This is a genomic window from Streptomyces sp. HP-A2021 (assembly GCF_022807935.1).
Lineage (GTDB): Bacteria > Actinomycetota > Actinomycetes > Streptomycetales > Streptomycetaceae > Streptomyces > Streptomyces afghaniensis.
This window is the reverse complement of the sequence record NZ_CP094344.1, coordinates 9,478,631-9,498,676: the sequence shown is the minus strand read 5'-3', so window position 1 is coordinate 9,498,676 and position 20,046 is coordinate 9,478,631. Positions and strand designations below refer to the sequence as shown.

Genomic DNA, 20,046 nt, shown 5'->3' with positions numbered 1-20,046 from the left:
CAGGGTGCGCGGGCCCGTCGAGGCCGAAAGCGTATCCCGGGCACTGGCATTGGGTAAGCATCCACAGTCCGCACCTCCCATGGCGGCTGTCGAATGCGGCACGCCGAGCCTTCAGCGTTTGAGAGAGTCACGGCCGTGGTGTCGCGGCCTAATGAAGACGGGCCCCAGTCCGGAAAACACACACAAGACGTTGATCAGGCACCGCTTCCACAAGAGCTACACCGTGCAAGGGGTGGCCGCCCTGCTCAAGCAACACGGCTGGAGCTGCCAGGTCCCCGCCCTGCGAGCGATCGATCGGGACGAGAACCTGGTGGCCGGCTGGATGAAGGAGACCTGGCCTCAGGTGGAAGGACCGTGGCGGCGCTCGACGCCTGGCTCGTCTTCGAGGACGAGGCCGGATTCTCGATGACGCCGCCGACCACCCGCACCTGGTCTCGCCGCGGCTACAGCTCTGTGGTCCGCGTCCGGGGCCGCTCTCGCCGCCGCTTATCGGTGGCCGCCCTGGTTTGCTGCAAGGCCGGCGAATCCTCGCGGCTGGTCTACCGGCCCTGCCCAGACGCCCGGCCCGATGGGCGCAAAAGCTTCTCTTGTAGGGACTACCGCGACCTGATCCAGACCGCCCATCAGCAGCTTGGCGGCCCGATTGGGCTGGTCTGGGACAACCTCACCGCCGACATGCGCCGCCACATCGCCGACCGCGACTGGCTCACCGTCTTCTAATACTCCAGTTGCACTTCGCTATTGCCGCTGGTCAGAGGCTGGTTTCTGAGCGTACTCAGCTGACGTGTTGTCATGTGGCGGGAGTTCGTGACCGGCGGTGCGGCGTTTGTAGTGGCAGCGCATGGCGGTGGCCTGGTGTCGGCGTCGGAAGCAGGACCACCTCAGGGCATGACGGGTGTGCTGGCGGTGGTGGCTTGTCCTGGGGCGGCAAGTCGCCAGGAGCCTGCGGATCTCTGCCAGGCTGAGCGGGACGAGGAAAGATCCGTTTCTGCGGCCCCCTTTGCGTCTTGGGCCTGGGCTTGCATGGCGGCGAGGAAGGCGTGGGCGAGCATCGCGAGAGTGATGTGCCGGTACCAGCCCGGGTAGCGGCGGACTTCGTACTGGTCCAGGCCGCACTCGTTCTTCGCGCTCTGGAAGCAGGACTCGATCGCCCAGCGGGAGCCGGCGACCCGCACTAGGGTCCGTCTTCAAAGATCATCCGGGTGGTAGATCATGGTGTCGTGGTACGTCGTCATGAACTCACTGACCAGGAGTGGGAGTTGCTCGCTCCGCTGATACCCCGGGCCGCGACGGGGCGGCCCCGCATGGAGGACCGGCAAGTCATCAACGGGATGGTCTACAAGATCCGCACCGGGATCTCCTGGCGTGACCTGCCGGAGCGCTACGGGCCGTGGAAGACCGTGTACACCCGCTTCCGCCGCTACACACTCGACGGAGTCTTTACACGGGCTCTGCAGCAGATCCAGGCCCAGGCCGATGCCGACGGCGACATCGACTGGCTGGTCCAGATCGACTCCACCATCGTCCGCGCCCACCAGCACGCCGCCGCCACCGGCCGAAAAGGGGGCGGCACTGGCGGGACGAACCGGACGATCACGCCCTCGGCCGATCCCGAGGCGGGCTGACGACCAAGATTCACATCGCCTGCGACGGCAAGGGCCGCCCGCTCGCGATCCTGGTGACGCCCGGCCAACGCCACGACAGCGTCTGCGCACGCCCCCTGCTGGAACGGATCCGCGTTCCCCGCACCGGCCCGGGTCGGCCCCGGTGCAGCCCCGGCCAGGTCATCGCAGACAAGGCTTACAGCTCCCGCGGTTTCCGTGTCTACCTGAGAAGACGCGGCATTGCGCACACCATTCCCGAGAAGGCCGACCAGCGACAACACCGGCTGCGGCGCGGTGGCCACGGCGGCCGGCCCCCAGGGTTCGACCGGGTGACCTACCGGAGGCGCAACATGATCGAGCGCTGCTTCAACCGGCTCAAGCACAACAAAGCCCTGGCCACCCGCTACGACAAACTCGCCCGCCACTACCAGGCCCTGGTCACCATCGCCGTCCTACAGCTCTGGCTGCCCTGACATTGCGGACACGACCTAGTACTCCAGCTGTAGATCGCGATCTTCATGTCGGGGATGCGGCTTGTCGCCGGTAATGGCTGGTGAGGGATCGCTGCTGATGGAGCCGCCGCCAGTGCGACCAGCCGAGCCGGTAGGCCATGTCGTGGCGAGGCTGCGCGGTGAGCGTGATGAACAGGCGCTGGATCTCGTTGCAGGACAGCGGGACCAGGCCGTCCGGGGTGGGGCTGCGGGCGTGTTCGTCGGCACGGACTACCGCGAGGAAGGCGTGGGCGAGCATCGAGAGGGTGACCCAGCGGGTCCAAGAGCGGTAGCGGCGGACCTGGTGCTCGTCGAGTCCTGCCAGCCCTTTCTCGGCCTGGAAGGTCTCTTCCACACGCCACCTCGAACCAGCGGTTTTGACCAGCACAGTCAGCGGGACTGGCTCGGTGGAGTGGCAGCGGTAATAGGCGAGTTCGCCGGTGGTGCGGTTGCGTCGGATCAGGAGCTGGTTGCTGCCCGGCGTCGGGGCGACGAAGTCGACGACGGCCCAGTCGTAGAACCGTTGTCCCTTCGCGCCGCGTCCGGCCGAGACCTTCTGCCAGGCCCGCTTCGGCACCTTCTTCACCAGGGCATCAGCGCGGCACCTCCCTGCGCCCGTGGCCATTTCGGCCGAGCAGGCAACGGCAAGGACATAGCCGATGCCGCGCTCCTCCAGCGCCGCGCGCAGTCTCGGGTTGCCGCCATAGACCTCGTCACCCGTGACCCAGCCGACGCGGTGTCCGGCATCCCAGAACCGTTCGATCATCCTGAGGGCCAGGTCCGGCTTGGTCGCGAAGACGGTGTCCTCGCCGAGCCCCGCCGTCCGGCAGCGATCCGGATCACTCGTCCAGGAACGCGGGATATACAACTCCCGGTCCACCGCCGCGTGTCCCCGGGCGCCGGCTTAGACGAGGTAGACCGCGACCTGGGAGTTCTCGATCCGTCCGGCTGTGCCGGTGTACTGGCGCTGGACCCCGACGGTGTGCATGCCCTTCTTCACGTCGCCGGTCTCGTCCACGACGAGCACCGCGGCCTCGTCATGGAGGTGCTCGACGACGTATTCGCGAACGTCGTCGCGGACGGCATCGGCTTCCCAGACGGCCCGGCACAACAGATGCTGCATACCGTGAGGGCTGGCCCCCCCGGCCCACTCCGCGATCGTCCAGCAGTTCTTGCGGGGCAGGTCCGACAACAGGCCCAGCAGCAGCCGCCCGGCTCGATGGGCAGCGCACCGGCGTTCTTCGCCCTGGACGTGCTGGCGGACGCCGTCGACGAACAGGACGCAGCCCGGGTCGTTGCTGCGGCCGAGGCAGCCACCCCACGGTGGGAGGCTCTGACCGTGCGTTTCGCTCCCACCGCGCGCGCCGAGCGCGCCCGTCAGCGGCAGGTGTCCTGTCGCGGCGACGGCCAGCGCTGGAGCGCCGAAGACGCCCTGGGCGAGAGGGAGTTCGCCGCGTTGATGCGCGCCCTGCACCGTGAGGCGGACGTTTCGGGCGGAGCACGGCCTGTTCCCGCCTGGCCGGCCCTGACCGAAGCCCAGCAACAGACCGTCGCAGAGCGGGCCCTGTCGTTTTGTGTGCCGGTCCGGACGCCGCGGACGAGGTCGGTGCCGACCTGATCACCGACGCCTGCCGGGTGGTCGAGGCCTGCGACTCCACCCTGCTCGATCGTGTGCCAGCCGCGCACTGGCTGCAGTGGCTGCCCGGTCTGTGGAAGGTGCCGGGCGGCTACGCGCTGCTGTCTTCGGCACTCCAGCGGGCCGCCGCACACAACGAGGGCGCCACACTCGCGTTCCTCACACAGACGATGACCTCGGACGTCACCGGCGTCGCCTTCCACCAACGGCATATGCGACTACCGCAGCTCAGTGCGCAGGCCTTGGACTGCCTCTACGAAGGGCACCCCCCGGCCCACGCCTTGGCCGCGCTTCTCGACATCGCCGCCGCAGCGCTGCCCGCAGAGGCGGCCGAGACGGCCCTCGGTCTGCTGCAACGCAGCGTTGCCGTCTGCGCGGACAGCGGCACGGATACTTCCGCTGACCGGGAGACCGCGGTGACGTCAGGTGCCTGCCTGGCGGCGTGCCCGATGGCTGCGCCCGTGTTCGACGCCCTGATCAAGATATTCGAGGACGACGTCCTGCTCGCGCGGGACATCATCGACCAGGCCCACAGGAACGCGAACAACGCCTGGTCCGCTCTGACCCCGTCGCAGCGCGGACAGCTGTACCTGTGGGCGCACCGGGCACTTCCTCGACAGCTGACCGCCCCCGGACGCATCGTGCGCAGCAGCCCCGTCGACGAATTCGCCTCCACCATCGCGGGCCCGCTCATCTCGCAGCCCTCCCTGGACAACGCCGCAATCCTGGCCGGCCTCGCCGCGCAGACCGGCAGCGTGTGGCTGCAGGCGGACGCGGTGCAGATGCGAGCCACCCTGCGAGCCCAGGCGTGGCGGCCACCCACCGTCGCGGAAGTACGAGAGGTTCTCACCTCACCGTCCCGCCGGCTCATCGGGTCCCGGGAGCAGTTCGCTGCCGTGGTCGCCGAAGCGCTGAGGGGCATCGCTGACGACCTGCGTACCGACCGGGCGCTGCGCGCCCAGCTCTGGCATCGCCAGCGCCGGGACAACGACTGGGTCAGCTATGTGCCCGCCGAAGAGCGCGAGGTGTCGACCTGGCTGGCCTGTGAGCTGGAGCGACGGCTGCGGGACCGGGCGGCCGTCTTGCGGGAGGTCGAAATCAACCCGCGCCTGGCGGAAACCGATGGTGACATCCCCGACCTGCTGGCCGTCGCCCACACCACCGGTACCCAGGCGCTGTCCGTGCCTGGCGAGGTGAAGTGCAGTTGGCACAGACAGGTCGTCACTGCCATCCGGGACCAGCTCGGCCTGCGCTACCTGCAGGGCCCCCACGGGACGACGGGTGTGTATGTGGCTGTCTACTTCGGCGGCAGCGCCTGGGACACCGGCGACAGCCGACGCGCGCAGTCAGCCCGCCGTAGCCTGGACCGGCTCCGGCAAGAACTCCGTCAGCATGCAGCCGATCTGGCCGGGCAAGGCATCACCGCCCATGTCTGCGTTCTGGATACCTCGTTGGAAGCCGATGCCCCGTCCGACCAGAGCCCGGGATGAGCGGGCCAGACCTGCGTGATCGCCCAGCCTGGGCTGTCGGCAGCCGCATGCGCCAGCGGGCAGCAGCACCTCCTCGCTGGCGCATGCGCCTATACCAAGACCCTGGCCAAGGGATCCTTCACTGTGTCCTGCAGCCCGTAGCGGTGGCCGAAGCGTCGTGGGAGAGGTCCCTCCCTCCGGGTTTCATTCGTTCATCTTGCCGAAGGGAACGTGCACGCTGGGGGTGCTTCGGGAGGTTCCGGCCAAGTGGCTGACCTGATCGTCGAAAAAGATATGGGGCCTGAGCACTTGCATGATCGTGCTCTTGTCTATGCCGCCGAGGAAGAAGGCGTCGTTGACGGTCACGCCCCATCCCTTCAGGCTGCGCACCGCACGTTCGTGGGCAGGTGCGTTGCGGGCGGTGACGAGTGAGACATGAACGCGGATTTTGTAGTCCGGGTCTGCGGTCCGTTGCTCTTCTTCGCGCCGCTGGAGCCGGTTGACGTTGGCGAGGAAGTCCCGCAGCGGGCCCGGGTCGTGCGGCGTGGCAGCGTTCATGATCTCGTGGGAACGGAAGCCTTCGATGCCATCGGCTTGGAAGACCTGCTCCGAGGAGTCGTCGGCGAGGACTCCGTCAAAGTCGAAGGCGATCCGCAGATCCTGGTCGTCGGCGTCATCGGCTGCGGCGGGGCCAAGCACGCGGCCTGCTGGCAACCCCAGGGCAACCGCCTCGCGGACATCGGTTTCATTCGCGGACAGGAACAAAGACATGTTCAGGGCCGGCATGAAACGGTAGGGCGAGCGCCCCTGCATGAAGATGGCCCGGCTGATCGCCAGGCCGTGCGCCTCGATGGACCGCATGACCCGCAGGCCAGTGTCGGGGTCGTTGCGCGACAGGACGATGACCTCTACCAGGGGGTCGTCGGGTGAGCTCAGATCGTTCAGGGACAGCAAGCGGCGGATGAAGGGGAAGGCGACCCCCGTGCTCAGGGTGTCGTCCAGGTGCTCTTCCTGGTAAGCCCGGTAGGACTCTTCTCCCTGTTCACGGAAGACAGTGTCCGCCTCTGCGAGGTCGAAGAGGGCGCTGGAGGCGATCCCGATGACCAGACGGTTGGCAAGCTCGTAGGACGGCACGGGTCCCTCCTATCCCAATTCAAACATGCGTCTCAATTATGGCATTCAGGTGCGCTACTGACCGCCGCGCATCGCATGGGCAGCCCGGCGACCTGTTGTTACCACTGTGGCCGCCGAACCCACCTCTGCCACCTCTTCTGGCGCGGCAAGTACGCGTCAGAGGCCTGCTTCCACGACGAGGTCGACCGGCGCCCCCTCGACCGCCACCACCGGCGACTCCTCAGCCCTGAGCAGTCAACGCTCCTGTTGAGCAGGCCACGGAGACGCCCCGCAAAGCGGCAGGTCAAGCCAACTCTCAGACACACACTCAGCACAGCACCAGAAAACTACCAATCAGTAACTTCTATCGAACTCCGCTCTCTAAAACCGAGCAACACCCTGGTCAGCACCTAAGAACTCGTAACACGATCTTGGTGACTGTGCTCGGGACATGGCGTTCGCTGGATTCATGCCCTACTCGGGGGACCCACCGGAGCTTCGGACCAGCCTGGCAGGGTTGCTCGCACTGGCGGCCTGATCGTCTCTGGGTGATGCGGCGTTTGCATCCGGTACGGTTCGCGGCATGACTGGCGCGTTCGATGCGGCCGAGGCTCTGGACGGCGGAATCTCCGACCGGGAGCGGGCGTGGGCTTTCATTCGCGTCTTCGCCGCTGCTTGGGGCGAGCCGCTGACCGAGGGCGACGGCACGCCAGCAGCGGAATTGGCGCGGGCCGAGGCGACACTCGGCCACTCCCTGCCGGCCGCGCTGCGCGAGGTCCACACGCTCCTGTGCGCGCGATTTGACCTGATAGGCAACCAGGATCCATTGCTGCCGCCCGCCGAGATGTTCGTGCATGACGAGTGCGGCGGTGTCCTCGTCTTCCGCAGCGAGAATCAGGGCTGTGCCTTTTGGGGGGTGCGCCTGCGCGACCTTGATCAGGACGATCCGCCGGTATTCGTCCAGGCGCGGCACGGATGGGTGCCGTTCTTGGACCGGGTCTCTCTGGCCTGCGTCGAGCTCGTACTGAGCGAGGCACTGTTCGGCGGTGGAGGTCGGCTGTACAACGCGTGCGAGCTGCCGACGGACCTGCTTGGTGCGGTGCCCGAACGCTTCCAGCGGGTCGCCCTGCCCGACTACCCGATGTGGACGGGTCCGGAGGACTTTCCAGTGCGCTGGTACTCCGCTCCGGGGCAGCTGCTACGCCAAGATGGCTTGGGCGTGCACAGCTGGCTGCACGTCCGGGGCCGGACCCGGGCCGACCTGGAGACGATCTGCAAGACCGTCCCCGGGCGCTGGGCCCTGGGATACACCGAGCCACTGCACGCCGAACCGCTGCCCTTCTGAACTCTCATGACGCGGGCCTGTTGAGACGTCGCCAGCAGATGAGGCTGCAGGCCAGGGATACGAATGCGTCGTGGAGTTCGGTGCGGCGTTCCCATCGGACAGCGAGCCTTTTGAAGTGGTGGAGCAGGGCCAAGGTCTGCTCGACGACGTAGCGGAGCTTGCCCATGCCCTGGATGTTCGGGGCACCTTTGCGGGAGATGACCGGCAGGATCCGGCGCTTGCGCAGCGCTTCCCGATTCACGTTGGAGTCGTAGCCCTTGTCACCGAGCAGAGCCTCGGGGCGTCTGCGAGGACGGCCGGGGCGGCCCGCGACCGGTGGGATGCCGTCGACCAGGGCGAGGGTCTGGGTGACGTCGTTGACGTTCGCCGCAGTCGTGACGACCTTGAGCGGAGTGCCGCGCCCGTCGCAGATCAAGTGGTGCTTGCTGCCCGTCTTCCGCCGGTCGACCGGCGACGGACCGGTGTCGGAGCCCCTTTTTCGCGCGGACATGGGAGCCGTCCACGCAGGCCCTCGACCAGTCGAGGCGGCCGGCCGCGTTCAGTTCGACCAACAGGATCCGGTGCAACTGGTCGAAGACCCCTGCCCGCTGCCAACGCTCCAGGCGTCGCCAGCAGGTCTGCCCGGAGCCGAACCCCAGTTCCGGCGGGAGGAGTTGCCAGGCTATGTCGTTGTAGAGGACGTACAGGATGCCCTGCAGGCAGAGCCGGTCCTCCACCGGCCGTGGCCCCGGTGACCTCTCAGCCCAGGGTGGCAGCAGCGGCTCGATCAGGGCCCACAAGTCGTCGTCCACGATCCACGGCCGAGTACTCACGGCATCGCCAACGGCTAAATCGGCACATCGGGCACGCCCGACCAGGACATCCCACCAAGATCCTGTTACGAGCTCTAAAGGACTGCTCAGCTCCAAGAGAGCCGCAACACCACCCAAAAACGCCGCAGCGACACCGTCCTCAAGACGGTGAAAACGACCGTGATGACCACCGACAACCTCGGCCAGCCGCTCCGCGACCCACAACTCCGCGTCACCGGCAAAACCCAGACCCGCCAGCACCTCTTTCACACTCTGCACGCCGGCCACGTCATGCCCGACCCGCTCCGCGGACATCCTCACCCGGTCACCGCCCAGCTCCCCACTGAGGAACTGGCCACCGCGCCTAGAACAGAACTGGAAACCTGACACCTTGCCGACATCGTGCAGACCGGCACACAGCCCGACGACCGCCCTGGCACGGTCCACCTCCCCTGCCAGCCCCATCCCCTCAGCGATCCACACACGCTGATTCCCCGACAAGTAGGCATCCCACAAGTGCAGCGCCATCGCCGCAGCATCCAACAGATGCCGGATCAGCGGATACGGCGCCACCCCCGGATCCAACCCCCTCGACTTCCCCCACACCGACTCATCCGGCACCCCCCACTCCCCCACCAACCCCGCCCCCTTCGGACAACCGACAACCCTCGTCGGGGTCGGCGACATCACGGACGACGGTAGGCCGGACCTGGTCTCCCGCGACACCAGCGGCAACGTGTGGCGCAACAGCGGGGACGGAAAAGGCTCGTTCGGTCCGCGGGCGCAGATCGCGAGCGGCTGGAGCGGCTACAAGTTCCTTTCGTAGGCGGTGGGTCCGCTCCTCAAAAGGCACCCGGAGACTTGATGTCACCGGGCGCCTTTTGATCACGGGCAGATGGACCGGAACTCGTGCTGCACTCACAGCGTTTGCCCGGATGCTGCAGGGCCCGTGCCCGATCCAGGCCCGTCAACGGCAACGCCGAACCGGCGGGATGCATAGGATGCTTTGAGTGCTCGTGCCGCCCCCTCCGACTTCGACGAATGAGGTTCTGATGTCCCGTCGGTACGAGCCGTCACCGCCGTCGCCACTGCCGTCGATCTCGCTGCGTGGGTATGGCGACACCATGTGGCTGGAAGGCCGGGCCGTGGTGTTGGAGCAGAAGGGGCTGCTACGGCGGATACCGGTCGAGGCCGTGGAGCAGGCGCGGGCCGTGGGCCGGGGGAGGCGCTCGGTCGAGATCGCGCTGTGGGGGGTGAACGGCACTCCGGGGCCTGTGTTCACCCTGAAAGGCCGCGACGCCGCCTCGGCGGGCCGGCTCGTCGAGGCGGTCAACCAAGCACGGTCCAGGAGCGGTCCGCCGCAGGGCGGGGCAGCCCTGGTCGAGGAGCGGCCGGTCAGCACCTCCGGCGGGAAGAAGGGCCTGGGGCTGACACGCCGTGAACGCGCCGCGGGAATCGTTCTCCTTCTCGTATACGTCGGCGGGCTCGCCCTGCTGGCGTCGGCCGGTGAACCGCAGCAGGCGGCGTGGTGGCTTCTCGGGGCGGCGCCCGCCCTTTTCGGTCTGCTGATCGTGGTGCCCTCGCTCCGGTGGGCGTGGAAGCGGTGGACCGTGCGCAGGCGGGGTGTCACGGTCGTCGCGGCATTCGACCGGAGAGAGGGCAAGCGGACGTTCTTCCGGTACACCGACCTGGAAGGCGAGACTCACGAGATCGAGCCCGACTACGCGGCCAGGCGCATCGGCGGCGACCCGAGACGCATCGAAGTCGTCTACGACCGTCAGCAGCCCGACAGGGCTATCTGCTCGCTGGCAGCCTCAACCCTGGTGTGGCGCACAGCGGGCGTGACGCTGGCCGGCGGACTGCTGTTGTCACTCGCGTTCCTCATGATGCCCCTGCAACTGATCCTCTTGGCGCTCTCTGGATGATCCGAACGACATCCAATGCTGTCGTCAGCGGCGCGGATGCAGGCGCGTTCCTTGCTCTCGGCGGCCAGGAGGTCGCGGTGGCGGGCGTTGGCGTTGCGCCAGCGCTTGCACGTGTGCAGGCGACCGATGGATGACGTCGCGGACGGTGTCCTCATCGGCTTGCACGAGCTTTGCGATCACGGGGACCCGGTTACCGCCGGCCGAGGCCAGCAGCATCATTGCCCGCCGGGGCGCTGCTGTCACGTTGTTGCGGGGGTAGGTGGCTGATGGTGCGTCGTGGCGTGGTGGAGCCCGGTTCCGGGTTGTGCCAAGGCCGTGGTGGAGAGGCCGGCGGCGCCGGTGATCTGCTCCCAGATTGCGAAGCGGACGGTCATCTCGGCTCGGTGGTCGTGTGCGGGCATCAGATGGCGGTGGGGTCGGAAGTGGGGTGAGATGCCGCTGAACGCGGACAGGAACCGCTGGGCTGCGCCGATGCCGCGGAAGCCCTTCATCGCCCGTTCGCGCTGCCTGGTTGGCTGATGACTGTTCTCCGCCCGCTTGTTCAGGCCCTTGTGGGAGCGGTGCTCGACGGAGGGCATGACCTCGCGGTGGGCCGCTCCGCAGGAGCGGAGCTTGTCGGTGACGACCACCCGCGGCACCGCGCGATGTCGAGGACGTTCCCGTCCTGGTCGACGGCCCTCCACAGGTACTGCAATCGCCCGTTGATCTTGATGAAGATCTCGTCCAGGTGCCACTTGCCCCCCAACTGGGGGGCTGCCGGCGGCGCAGCGCGTTGGCGTGGGCCTGCCCGAACTTGCCGCACCAGCGGCGCACCGTCTCGTACGAGTCGACGACACCGCGCTCGAGCATCAGCTCCTCGACCTCGCGGAACGACAACGGGAAACGGAAGTACAGCCACACACAGTGGGAGATGACCTCGACCGGCTTCCGGTGCCCCTTGTACGACAGCGACGTGCTCCCCACGGGACGACCCTTCTCAGGTTGATCAACCCGAAGATCATCCCACTGGCCAGCCAACGTGACAGTGCCCGCACAAGCCGTGCTGGAACAGGCCGCCGAGTCGGGATTCAGCCGAGATACGCGGCAAGGGGGCAATGAGTAGATCCGGATGCGGCTTTACGCGTGGTCAGCACAGTGACGCCGCAGTAAATGGGTACATCTCGCCCCGGAAGCCGGAACGGTCCGCCGCAGGTCGCGACGATCACGGCTAGGGCTCCGTCGCAGTAAATCCCCTATTTACTGCGGTAGTTGGGAATACGTCTCCGCGACCGCACAACTGTCCGAATGCGGGTCTGCTGTGAGGGCTTGAGGGGAGGAGACTGTCAGTGCGCGACGCCGACCAGGCCTGGCACCAGCATGTTTGCCTGAGTCATGCTTCCAGGTCCTCCGTCACGGGCAGGCACTCGGCGAGCAGGTCGACGACGTCGCGCCAGGCTCGCTGCGCGTGCTGTCGGTGGTAGCCGACGCCGGGTACCACGGGGTGGTCTACCGGCGGGTGATGGAAGGCGTGCAAGGCTCCGCCGTAGACCGTGAGGCGCCAGTCGACGCCCGCGGCCTGCATCTCAGCGGTAAACGCGTTCCGTTGCCCGGGCGGCATGATCGGGTCTTCCGACCCGACCCCGGCCCACACCGGGCAGCGAATGCGCGCCGCCTCGCCCGGTCGGCCCGTGGTAGTTGCGTTGACTGTCCCGATCGCGCGCAGGTTGACGCCGCCGCGCCCGAGTTCCAGCCCGACGGCGCCCCCGGTTCCGTAGCCGACGGCGGCGATCCGGTCGGGGTCGGTCCGGGGCTCGGTGCGCAACACGTCGAGCGCCGCATGGCCGATCCCCCGCATCCGGTCGGGATCAGCGAGCAGTGGCATACAACGGGCCAGCATCTCCTCGGGGTCACCCAAATAGCGCCCGCCATGAAGGTCGAAGGCCAGCGCTACATATCCCAGCTCGGCGAGAGCATCGGCCCGGCGGCGCTCGACGTCGCTGAGCCCCATGCCCTCTGGTCCGAGCAGCACCGCAGGCCGGCGGTCGACACCGGCCGGGAGCGCGAGGTGCCCGATCATCGTCAAACCGTCGGCCGGGTACTCGACCGTACGCGTCGTAATCGCCGTCATGAGCCTGGACTGTAGTGATCTTCGAGCCCGGCCCGGCCGGTGTTCTGCCGCTGGCAGAACAGCACGGGTGTCCCTGTTAAGTAACAGCACCGCTGGTTCAAAGGTCCGCGGCGAGGCGCCGCAGAACCGCCCGGTGCTGCTTCTCCGACGCCAGCGCCGCCCGGAAAGCGGCGGCGTCCCAATACCGGTCGATCGCCCGCTGGTACAGGCCGCGCAGCTCACCCGGGTCCACGGCGTCCAGCTCCACCTGCACCGGGTACGGCCGGTCCTTCTCGTCCGCCCCGAAACCGTGGCGGGCGTGGATCTCCGGCCGGACGGCGATGAAGTCAGCGGCCCGGGAGTCGGTGGCCTTATCCCGCCCTTTGCGCGTCATCAGGCGCCCGCGTGGACGTGTGCGGCCCACACCGACGGCAGGTTCGGATACTTCGCCCTGAGCTGCCTGACCGTGCGATGGACCGCCGCCGACGCGCACAACGCACCGGCTCGGTCCGCGATCAACTCGCCGTAGAGCTGCTGGCTGAAGGCTGGCGCCACCACGTCGTCGACGCGCCAGAGCGTGCCGACCACCTGGGAGAAACCGGCTATCTGAAAAGCCGCCAACGGGTGGATCGCCTCGTCGGACAGGCGCGCAGTGGTGCGGGCCGTGTCGCAGGCCGACAGGAACGCGAACTCCGCGTTCCGCAGACGCAGCCGGGAAAGGTCCAGCACCCGAAGCGGCGCGCGGTCGTGGTCGTGCAGCGCGAGGTGGCTGTCCGAAGGGTTGTCCGGGTCGCTGTACCCGTGACAGGCGAAGTGCGCCCAGCCACTGGCCGGCAAGGCGTCGAGAACGGCGTCACGAGTCGCGTCCGCGCCGACCAGGACCGTGGCGCCGGGTATGAGCGCGGCCAGGTGGTCGGCTTCGGCCTGTGCGCCGGGCAGGTCCGGGGCATCCGGAGTGTGCGGCATCGCGACCACCAGCAGCCGCGGCTCGTTCCGGTCGTCGCGGCGGCCCGCGCGGGCGTGCCCCAGGGCGCGGATCGTCGGCGTCGTCGAGGAGACGACGCGGTCGAGGAGCACAGGTCCGCCGTCGCGGTGGTGGCCCGCCGCGTGCAGGGGGAGCAGGCTGAGCGGCCCGACCGGGGCCCACCAGATCCTTGGCCACGGACCATCCGCCGCCGGTTCCGCCGTCAGCCCCAGTTCGCCGAGCACAGGGCCCACGATGGTGTCCCACAGCCACTCGAGCGTGTCATGGATCGCCTGCTCGGCGGCCAGCCGCCCCTTCGTGAACGCGGTGTGCAGAGCGCGTACGCGGTGGCTCACGGTCTCTTCGCTCAGCCGGTCCAGCGCGCGTGACCGGACCCCGTCCGGAGTGATGATCAGCGCGTCACACCGGTGCCGGCTGACATTGACGTACACGATCGGGCCCTCGTGTGCCTGCGCGGTGAGGTCGGTGAGCAGCGGGGGCCGTAGGAACCGTTCCATCCCGGGCAGCGCGCGGATCCGGTCGGTCACCGCGTCGAGCTCGTCGGCGAGGGCCACGCGGTCGCTCGTGGTGTCGGTTTCGAACTCCGCGGTGAGCGTCCGGAAGCGTTCGGCCAGCTCGGGTGCCCGCTCGCGCAGGTCGGAAAGATCGCCGCGGCTGTCGAGTGCCTGGGCGGCGAGCACGCAGCGCCCGGATTCGAGCAGGGTCACCGCGCTCACCTCGTCGCCGGCGGCCAGCGCGCACGCGGCCGCGTCGGCGGCGACCCCGGCGAACCGGCCGAGCCAGTACTGGGCGTCCTCGCGGCCCAGGCGGCGCCCGGCGAGCCGGGGCAGCAGCCGGACCGCAGCGGCGTACCCCTCGGCGGCCACGTCGAACTGCCCGGCCTCGGCGGCCAGATCGCCCCACCGGTCCGCCGCTTCCGCCCGGCTCTCCGCCGGCGATCCGGCAGACGCCGCGGCCTCCCGGTAGCAGCCGAGTGCCTCGGTCAGCGCATCGCCGTCGCCGAGGTGCCGGAAGCCGAGCGCCAGGACGTTGGCGACGCGGGTCAGTAAACCCGCCCGGGAATAGGCGTCCTGCTCGGGCCTTCGCGCCGCACTCCGGGCCAGGCCGACCGCCTCGGCGAGGACCTGCGGATCCGGCGGCTCCCGTCGCGCGGCGGCGGGTGCGACGGGGTTCGTGCACCAGTCGCCGAGCGCGGCGGCCAGACTCGCGGTGTACCCGGGCCAGTGCGGGCTGTCCTGCGCAGTCGCGGCCACGGACGCGCGACGCGCGGCGATCGCGTCCCGCAATGCGTTCCGGTCGCCGAACTTCTCGTACGCCAGCCCCAGGACACCGCCGAGATTGGCCAGCCGCACTGCCCGGCCCGGGTCGTCGTCCGCCGTCACATCCGCGGCCGCGCGGTGCGCGTCGATCGCCTCGTCGAGCACGCTCGCCTCGCCCGTCCTGGTGAACAAGTCGGACAGCATGGCGCCAAGGTTGGAGAGCCGCTGGGCCTGCCCGGCGACCAGGCTCGCGCCGAGGCGGACGGACTCCCTCGCGTGGTCGACCGCCTCCGACAGCACCTGCAGTTCGCCGGTCACCTCGAACCGTTTGTGCAGCACGACGGCGAGGATCCCGAGCGAACGCGGGTGGTCGCCCTGCCCTGCGGTGGCCTCGGCGGCACGGCGAGCGACGTCGATCGCGTCCATGACGTGGGCCAGGTCTCCGGTCGCGTGGAACAACGCGTTCAGGTTGACGGCGAGGTTGCCCATGAACTGGACGCGCAGCGGATGGCCCGCCGACGTGCACGCGACCGCCTCCCGCTCGATGATGACGGCCTCCGCGAGCGCGGCGCGGTCCCCGAACGCTTCACCCCGGGTGGCCAGCGCCGTGGCGAAGTGGTCCAGCCGCACGCCGCGGCGGGGGTGCCCGGCGGGAGTGGCGGCCGCCGCCGAACGTCCGAGCTCGATCGCCCGCTCGAGCAGGGCCGAGTCCCGGGTCTGCTCGAACTCGGCGGCGTACCGGCCGCACACTTCGGCTTCGGTGTCGGCGCGTTCCCAGCCACGGTCCGATTTCGGGCCCTCGCCGGTGAGCGCGGTCCAGTCGCGTTCCGTGGTCGTCAGCTCGACGAGGTTCTGCGAGTGCCGCGGATCGGTGACCGGGGTGTGGGCCACCAACGTCTGCCGGACGCGAAGCAGTTCGGCCAGATCATCCCGCGCTCCGCGAGCCCGGTAGCGGTCGTCGAGAAGGTACGCGAGTATCTTCATCCGGTCGAGCACGTCGGACGACCCGGCCGGCGTGAGCTCCACCGCTCGCCGCGCGGCGTCGACGGCTTCCTCCACGACACCGGTCTCCCCGGTCTCTTGGGACCAGTCGCGCAGGACGACGGCGAGGAAGTGCAGACTCCTGGCGGTGGACACGTCATCGGGGGAGCATGCGACGGCGGCCCGCGCGTGCTCGGCGGCCTCCGCCAGGGGGGCGAGGTCTTCCGTCACGGTGAACGCCGTCCGCAGCGCGACAACGAGGTTACCCAGGTAGAACGCCTTCTTCGTGGATGGCTCCTCGTCGACGGCCGTCCTGCTCCAGTCCAGCGCGTCGGCCAGGGTTCCGCGGTCCTGGTTCTGCTGGAACGCGGTGTGCAGCAGCATGCCGGTGTTGTTGGCGTAGCTGGCCGAGTCCTCCGGGCTTCCGTACGCCAGGAGGTAAGCCTCCGTCACTGCCCGGACGGCTTCCTGCAGGAACTCGAAGTCTCCGGTCTGGTGGTAGCGGGTCTGCAGCAGGCCCCCGAGATTGGACAGGACCGAGCGGCGCTCGGCCACGTCCTCGGCGGCCAGCAGGGCATGGCCGAGTTCGATCGCCTTCTCGACCGACGCGGGGTCCGCGCTGTGCCGGGCCACCCGGAACGCCTCCCAGAACCGCTCGGCCAGACCGTTCGCGGGCCCGCCGCCCACGCGTCAGTCCTCGTTGCCGTTCGAGGTGCCGGCCGGGCCGCCGGGCGCCTCGTCCGGCTCGGCGACCGTGCGTTTCGGGGTGTAGCCGCGTTCCGTGCCCTCCTGCAGCAGCGCCGCCTCTTCGGGCGTGAGCTCGGGTTCGTGCGAGAGCTCGGGTTCGTGCGCCATTATCGCTCCTCCCCCGGCACGGCCGCCGGTTCTCCGGCTTCGACGAACTCCAGCACATCGAAGTCTTCCGCCCGCAACCGCAGGCCCGCCGTCCCGTGCACGCGCGCGCCGAACGCCCCGTCGGCACCCATCACGCGCGCCGATTCGAGGTACAGCTCGGCCGGGTGGGGGTACGAGGAGGCGTACGACCGGTTGCCGTACCAGCCGCCCGCCCAGTTGCCGTCCTTGAGCCGCACGCGCACGAAGCACGGTTCGCGGTCGCGGAACGCGTGGTCCCAGGCGCTGGGCGTGCGCAGGAACCGAGCCTTGCGCCGCTGCCGATCCACCAGGGAAACGGTGACCGCCGCCACGGCCGGCACGACGAGGAACAGCACTACGGCGACGAAGCCGACCACTCGCGGCCGTTCCACGAAGCCGTCCCAGCCGCCGCCGGCGCCTCGAGCCAGGCGAACCAGCGCCGGCCCCGCCACCACTGCGTACAGGGCGTCCAGCGCGATCGAGGCGACGATCGCCCGCAACACCCGCTCACCCAGATCACGCTCACCGGGCACCGGCCCACGGCGGCGTTCCCGGACGAACTGATAGGTGACCCCGGGCAGCACCAGAAGGACGAGCAGAGCGAGCTGCACACCGGTCGCAGGCGCTTGCACTCACCACCCCCCATGTCTCACGGACTCCGCCCGATCAGGCTACTGCGGGACACGCGACATGCGAACCTACAGGTGCGGGCGCGGTGGTCCTGGTCGTAGTGCAGGTGGCAGCCCTGGCACATGGCGCGGAGGCTGGGCCGGGTCGCAGTTCCCCGGCGTGTGGTCGAGGTGCGCGACGGAGCGCGAAATCTGCCAGCAATCGTCAGAACCTCACACCATCGAGTGGAACTTCCATGAGACCCCTTGACCAGCCTGAACAGCGCTGTTGGCGGAGTCAGGGCAAACCGGGGAACCCGTTGGATCTCCACTATGTTGCCCGCCGGTACCCGCTCGGCGGACCTGCGCCGGCTCGGTCACCGGAGTCAGGGAAGCGCTGGGTGATCATCGTGGGCCGTCACATCCTCCATCTGCGCTTCGACCTCCCGGCCGACCCAGACGCCGACTTCCCCGAGCAGCTGCGCCGCCTGCTGGAGAACATCATGCCCAACGGGTGATCCCGGCCGCCCAGGAACTCGACGCGCCCCCGTTCGAGACCGAAATGACCGAGCTCTACAACTCGCTGATCGCTTAGCAGTCGTCGCCGCACTGCCTTGTGGGCAGCAGACTGTCTGGAGCCTGTTTCAGGGCCGGTCCGTGGAACGGACAACGGACAGATAGCCTGCAAATCCTCTCTGGCCTGTGGCGGGCATCAGCCGGAAGCCGACGGCGAGTTGCTCGCAACACTGTTCGGCGGGGTACGCACGGCCTAGCCCTTCTCCGCACCTGCCCGGCGAGCGCTGACGGCCTCGCGGCTGCCATCGCAGGCCACGAGTGTGACGCTGTGGAGGACCTGGTTTGCTCTGCCGATACTCGTTCCCGCGCGGAACGCCATCACGGCCATGAACCGCGACGCCTATGTCAAGGCCAACCCGGAACGCGCAGCACCTGGTAGACCTGATCCAGGACGTCGAAGCAGGCACGGTTGCACGTCGGCGGTTCCACGGCCGCCAGGGCCTCAGCCACGGGTCGGCGTGTGACTGCAGCTCACCACCTGGCGTGGTCCCGCTCGGGCCCCACAGCTCCGTGCCCGCACTACGGGAGGCCCTGCGAACCGCGATGGACCGCCGAACCTTCTTTACGATCACCGGCGCCGCCCTGTCCGAGCTGGCCTCGGACTGGGCCACCGGCCCGCTCGCCGCAATTGCCCAGAGCCACGACGGACAACCGGTCGGCGAAGAGTTCGTCGCGTTCCTGGAGAGCACCGCCCAGCAACTCCCTGCTCACGCCGCCGCGCAGCCCCAGCACACCCTGACCTTGCTGGACGCCCACCTGTCCACGGTGACCGAACTACTCGAACACGGCCGCTACACACCCGCCCTCGGGCTTCGGCTGCACACCCTTGCAGCATCCCTGTGCCAGACCACCGCCTGGCACCGCTTCGACCTGGGCCGTCACAGCCACGCGAGCCAGCACTGGATCGCCGGTCTGCACAACGCCCACGCCGCCGGTGACCACGACATGGGCGCCGGACTCCTGAGCGACCTCGCCTACCAGGCCGCCTGGCGCAGCGACCACACCACAGCCGAGAACATCCTCAACTACGCCCTGGCCCGGGCCCAGAACCCCGCCGCCCGCTGCCTGCTCCAGCTACGCCTCGCCCGCACTCTCGCCGCACGAGGCGACCGAAACGAAGGACGCGCCGTGCGGCGCGCCCTCACCGCAGCGGAGAACACCTCAACGACGCCGGCACCGACCGGCCCGCCTGGTGCGCCTGGGTGTCCGAAGCCGATCTCGCGGTGGACTCCGGACAAGCCCTCCTCGACCTCGGCGACACCGGCCGCGCCCACCACCTCATCAACGAAGGCGAACGACTGCTGCCCGAGAGCCGGGGCAAGACACGAGGGGTGTTCCTCGCCTACCGGGCCGCGAGCTACCTCGACCTGAAGGAACCCGAGCCCGCCGCAGCCGCAGCTACCCAGTCCCTGCTCCTGGCCCGGCGCACCGGAGCCCCCCGCTGCGTCCGCCTCGTCGAGGACCTGCTCCCCCGCTTCCAGCCCTACGCCCGTGCGCAGGGCGTTGCGGAACTCCTCCAGCTCGCCGTCGCGTAGCTGGCGCCCATGTGTGGAGACCTTCGGACCGTGTGCGGTCGCGGAGGGCGTGCTCGCGGCGGGCAAGGCCGCCGCGGCCGCCCGCCGACTGGACATGCGGGCGTTGACCGGGCCGTCCGGGATTGCGGGCAGGCCCCACCGCTCCCGGTTACCGGTCCGCTCAAGCCAGTTCCGGAGGTTCTCCAGCCGGGCACCGATCATGATGCTGCCGAACAGCGCCGCGCCGGCGGCACGGTCGACTAGCGTGCTCTCGGCGTGCCGGGCGTCACGACGCTGCGGGTCAATACACCTGGGCCCTGGCCGCCGTCCAGGCCCTGCTCGAGCACGGGCTTCGCGCACCTGAAGAACTGGCGCGCGCTGGCCAAGGTCCGCCCCACAAGTCGCGCAAATCGGGTGCCTGTTGATCTATTTCTTCCCTTCAAATTGGTTGACATTCAGGGGTGGAATGTCGGACGTTCAGCCGTGACCCACCGATGCGTCACAGGGACGGAGAGATGGCACGCAGATGACTTTCAGAGGGGGGAACCCGAAGCCGGGGCGCGGGAGGCGCCCGGCGGCGCCTGCCGCGGTGGACGCGGGCTCGTGGTATGAGCTGAGACAACTGGTCCCCGTGAAGAGCGTCTCGGAGCAGGTGTACACCGCAGGGCGGGTAAGGGACCTGGGAGAGGCGGTGCAGTTCAGCTGGCCCGGGGTGTACTTCGAGGGCCGCTTCCGCGGGACGGGCCTCGGGGTGGTACTCGACTGCGCGGCCGCCGACTAGGACGTCCAG

14 protein-coding genes and 7 pseudogenes are annotated in these 20,046 nt (G+C 68.9%); 9 read left to right on the top strand and 12 right to left on the bottom strand.

From position 1 onward, the window contains the following. Window positions 1-184: 184 nt before the first annotated feature. Window positions 185-409 (top strand): annotated as a pseudogene (locus MQE23_RS42815) (winged helix-turn-helix domain-containing protein); the annotation flags it as partial. Continuing rightward, window positions 406-717, top strand: a pseudogene (locus tag MQE23_RS42810) (DDE endonuclease); the annotation flags it as partial. The pseudogenes MQE23_RS42815 and MQE23_RS42810, both read left to right, overlap by 4 nt. Window positions 718-881: 164 nt before the next feature. Here MQE23_RS42810 and MQE23_RS42805 read toward each other — a convergent pair. After that, window positions 882-1,178: pseudogene (locus tag MQE23_RS42805) on the bottom strand (IS701 family transposase); the annotation flags it as partial. 42 nt (window positions 1,179-1,220) lie between these two features. Between MQE23_RS42805 and MQE23_RS42800 the strand changes: the two are divergent. Continuing rightward, window positions 1,221-2,077 (top strand): IS5 family transposase gene (locus MQE23_RS42800; RefSeq protein ID WP_243382237.1). Its coding sequence is split into 2 segments (ribosomal slippage): window positions 1,221-1,553 and window positions 1,556-2,077, totalling 855 coding nucleotides; the frame shifts between segments, so codons are not numbered across the junction. Between the two features lie 43 nt (window positions 2,078-2,120). Here the strand turns inward: MQE23_RS42800 and MQE23_RS42795 are convergent. Then, window positions 2,121-3,374: pseudogene (locus MQE23_RS42795) on the bottom strand (IS701 family transposase). Here MQE23_RS42795 and MQE23_RS42790 point away from each other — a divergent pair. Beyond that, window positions 3,315-3,713, top strand: coding sequence for a hypothetical protein (locus tag MQE23_RS42790; RefSeq protein WP_243383014.1), 399 nt, complete (start codon window positions 3,315-3,317; stop codon window positions 3,711-3,713). The pseudogene MQE23_RS42795 and the gene MQE23_RS42790 sit on opposite strands and share 60 nt — an antisense overlap. 17 nt (window positions 3,714-3,730) lie before the next feature. Next, window positions 3,731-5,221: a hypothetical protein gene (locus tag MQE23_RS42785; protein WP_243382235.1), complete on the top strand. Its 1,491-nt coding sequence runs from the start codon at window positions 3,731-3,733 to the stop codon at window positions 5,219-5,221. A 183-nt stretch (window positions 5,222-5,404) separates the two neighbouring features. Here MQE23_RS42785 and MQE23_RS42780 read toward each other — a convergent pair whose 3' ends face one another. After that, window positions 5,405-6,334, bottom strand: coding sequence for a 5'-nucleotidase (locus tag MQE23_RS42780; RefSeq protein WP_243382233.1), 930 nt, complete (start codon window positions 6,332-6,334; stop codon window positions 5,405-5,407). Window positions 6,335-6,896: 562 nt separating this feature from the next. Between MQE23_RS42780 and MQE23_RS42775 the strand changes: the two genes are divergently transcribed. Beyond that, window positions 6,897-7,658 (top strand): SMI1/KNR4 family protein, encoded by a 762-nt coding sequence (locus MQE23_RS42775; protein WP_243380430.1) that lies wholly within the window; start codon window positions 6,897-6,899, stop codon window positions 7,656-7,658. Window positions 7,659-7,662: 4 nt separating this feature from the next. On the opposite strand, the gene MQE23_RS42770 is transcribed toward MQE23_RS42775, so the two are convergent. Continuing rightward, a protein-coding gene (locus tag MQE23_RS42770) for an IS5 family transposase (protein ID WP_243382949.1) occupies window positions 7,663-8,470 on the bottom strand; the annotation gives its coding sequence in 2 pieces (ribosomal slippage) (window positions 7,663-8,154 and window positions 8,156-8,470; 807 coding nt in all). A gap of 195 nt (window positions 8,471-8,665) precedes the next feature. After that, window positions 8,666-9,136: pseudogene (locus tag MQE23_RS42765) on the bottom strand (HD domain-containing protein); the annotation flags it as partial. A 323-nt stretch (window positions 9,137-9,459) separates the two neighbouring features. Between MQE23_RS42765 and MQE23_RS42760 the strand changes: the two are divergent. Then, entirely contained in the window at window positions 9,460-10,374 is a 915-nt protein-coding gene (locus MQE23_RS42760) for a hypothetical protein (RefSeq protein ID WP_243382231.1), read from the top strand. 123 nt (window positions 10,375-10,497) lie between these two features. Here the strand turns inward: MQE23_RS42760 and MQE23_RS43740 are convergent. The 7 genes and pseudogenes from MQE23_RS43740 to MQE23_RS42725 all read right to left on the bottom strand — a co-directional run. Beyond that, window positions 10,498-10,593 (bottom strand): annotated as a pseudogene (locus MQE23_RS43740) (IS630 family transposase); the annotation flags it as partial. Window positions 10,594-10,754: 161 nt separating this feature from the next. Beyond that, a pseudogene (locus tag MQE23_RS42750) lies at window positions 10,755-11,337 on the bottom strand (IS6 family transposase); the annotation flags it as partial. 406 nt (window positions 11,338-11,743) lie between these two features. Continuing rightward, a complete protein-coding gene (locus tag MQE23_RS42745; RefSeq protein WP_243382227.1) occupies window positions 11,744-12,481 on the bottom strand; it encodes a dienelactone hydrolase family protein in 738 nt (245 codons plus the stop codon). A 97-nt stretch (window positions 12,482-12,578) separates the two neighbouring features. Further along, entirely contained in the window at window positions 12,579-12,854 is a 276-nt protein-coding gene (locus MQE23_RS42740) for a hypothetical protein (protein WP_243382225.1), read from the bottom strand. Beyond that, window positions 12,854-16,372: a CHAT domain-containing protein gene (locus MQE23_RS42735; RefSeq protein ID WP_243382224.1), complete on the bottom strand. Its 3,519-nt coding sequence runs from the start codon at window positions 16,370-16,372 to the stop codon at window positions 12,854-12,856. Before MQE23_RS42735 ends, MQE23_RS42740 begins: the two co-directional genes overlap by 1 nt. A 3-nt stretch (window positions 16,373-16,375) precedes the next feature. Beyond that, a complete protein-coding gene (locus MQE23_RS42730; RefSeq protein ID WP_243382222.1) occupies window positions 16,376-16,540 on the bottom strand; it encodes a hypothetical protein in 165 nt (54 codons plus the stop codon). Further along, window positions 16,540-17,190, bottom strand: coding sequence for a DUF6338 family protein (locus MQE23_RS42725; protein ID WP_243382220.1), 651 nt, complete (start codon window positions 17,188-17,190; stop codon window positions 16,540-16,542). Before MQE23_RS42725 ends, MQE23_RS42730 begins: the two co-directional genes overlap by 1 nt. Before the next feature lie 1,095 nt (window positions 17,191-18,285). Here MQE23_RS42725 and MQE23_RS42720 point away from each other — a divergent pair. Together MQE23_RS42720 and MQE23_RS42715 are read left to right on the top strand one after the other, a co-directional pair. After that, on the top strand, window positions 18,286-19,113 hold the full coding sequence (locus MQE23_RS42720; protein WP_243382218.1) for a hypothetical protein: 828 nt from the start codon (window positions 18,286-18,288) through the stop codon (window positions 19,111-19,113). A 774-nt stretch (window positions 19,114-19,887) separates the two neighbouring features. Then, on the top strand, window positions 19,888-20,037 hold the full coding sequence (locus MQE23_RS42715) for a hypothetical protein (RefSeq protein ID WP_243382216.1): 150 nt from the start codon (window positions 19,888-19,890) through the stop codon (window positions 20,035-20,037). The last annotated feature ends 9 nt before the right edge of the window (window positions 20,038-20,046 follow it).

Coding starts and splice junctions, on each gene's coding strand:
- MQE23_RS42740 (WP_243382225.1), bottom strand. CDS start 12,854: ATGACGCGCAAAGGGCGGGATAAGGCCACCGACTCCCGGGCCGCTGAC.
- MQE23_RS42790 (WP_243383014.1), top strand. CDS start 3,315: ATGGGCAGCGCACCGGCGTTCTTCGCCCTGGACGTGCTGGCGGACGCC.
- MQE23_RS42720 (WP_243382218.1), top strand. CDS start 18,286: ATGGACCGCCGAACCTTCTTTACGATCACCGGCGCCGCCCTGTCCGAG.
- MQE23_RS42745 (WP_243382227.1), bottom strand. CDS start 12,481: ATGACGGCGATTACGACGCGTACGGTCGAGTACCCGGCCGACGGTTTG.
- MQE23_RS42730 (WP_243382222.1), bottom strand. CDS start 16,540: ATGGCGCACGAACCCGAGCTCTCGCACGAACCCGAGCTCACGCCCGAA.
- MQE23_RS42775 (WP_243380430.1), top strand. CDS start 6,897: ATGACTGGCGCGTTCGATGCGGCCGAGGCTCTGGACGGCGGAATCTCC.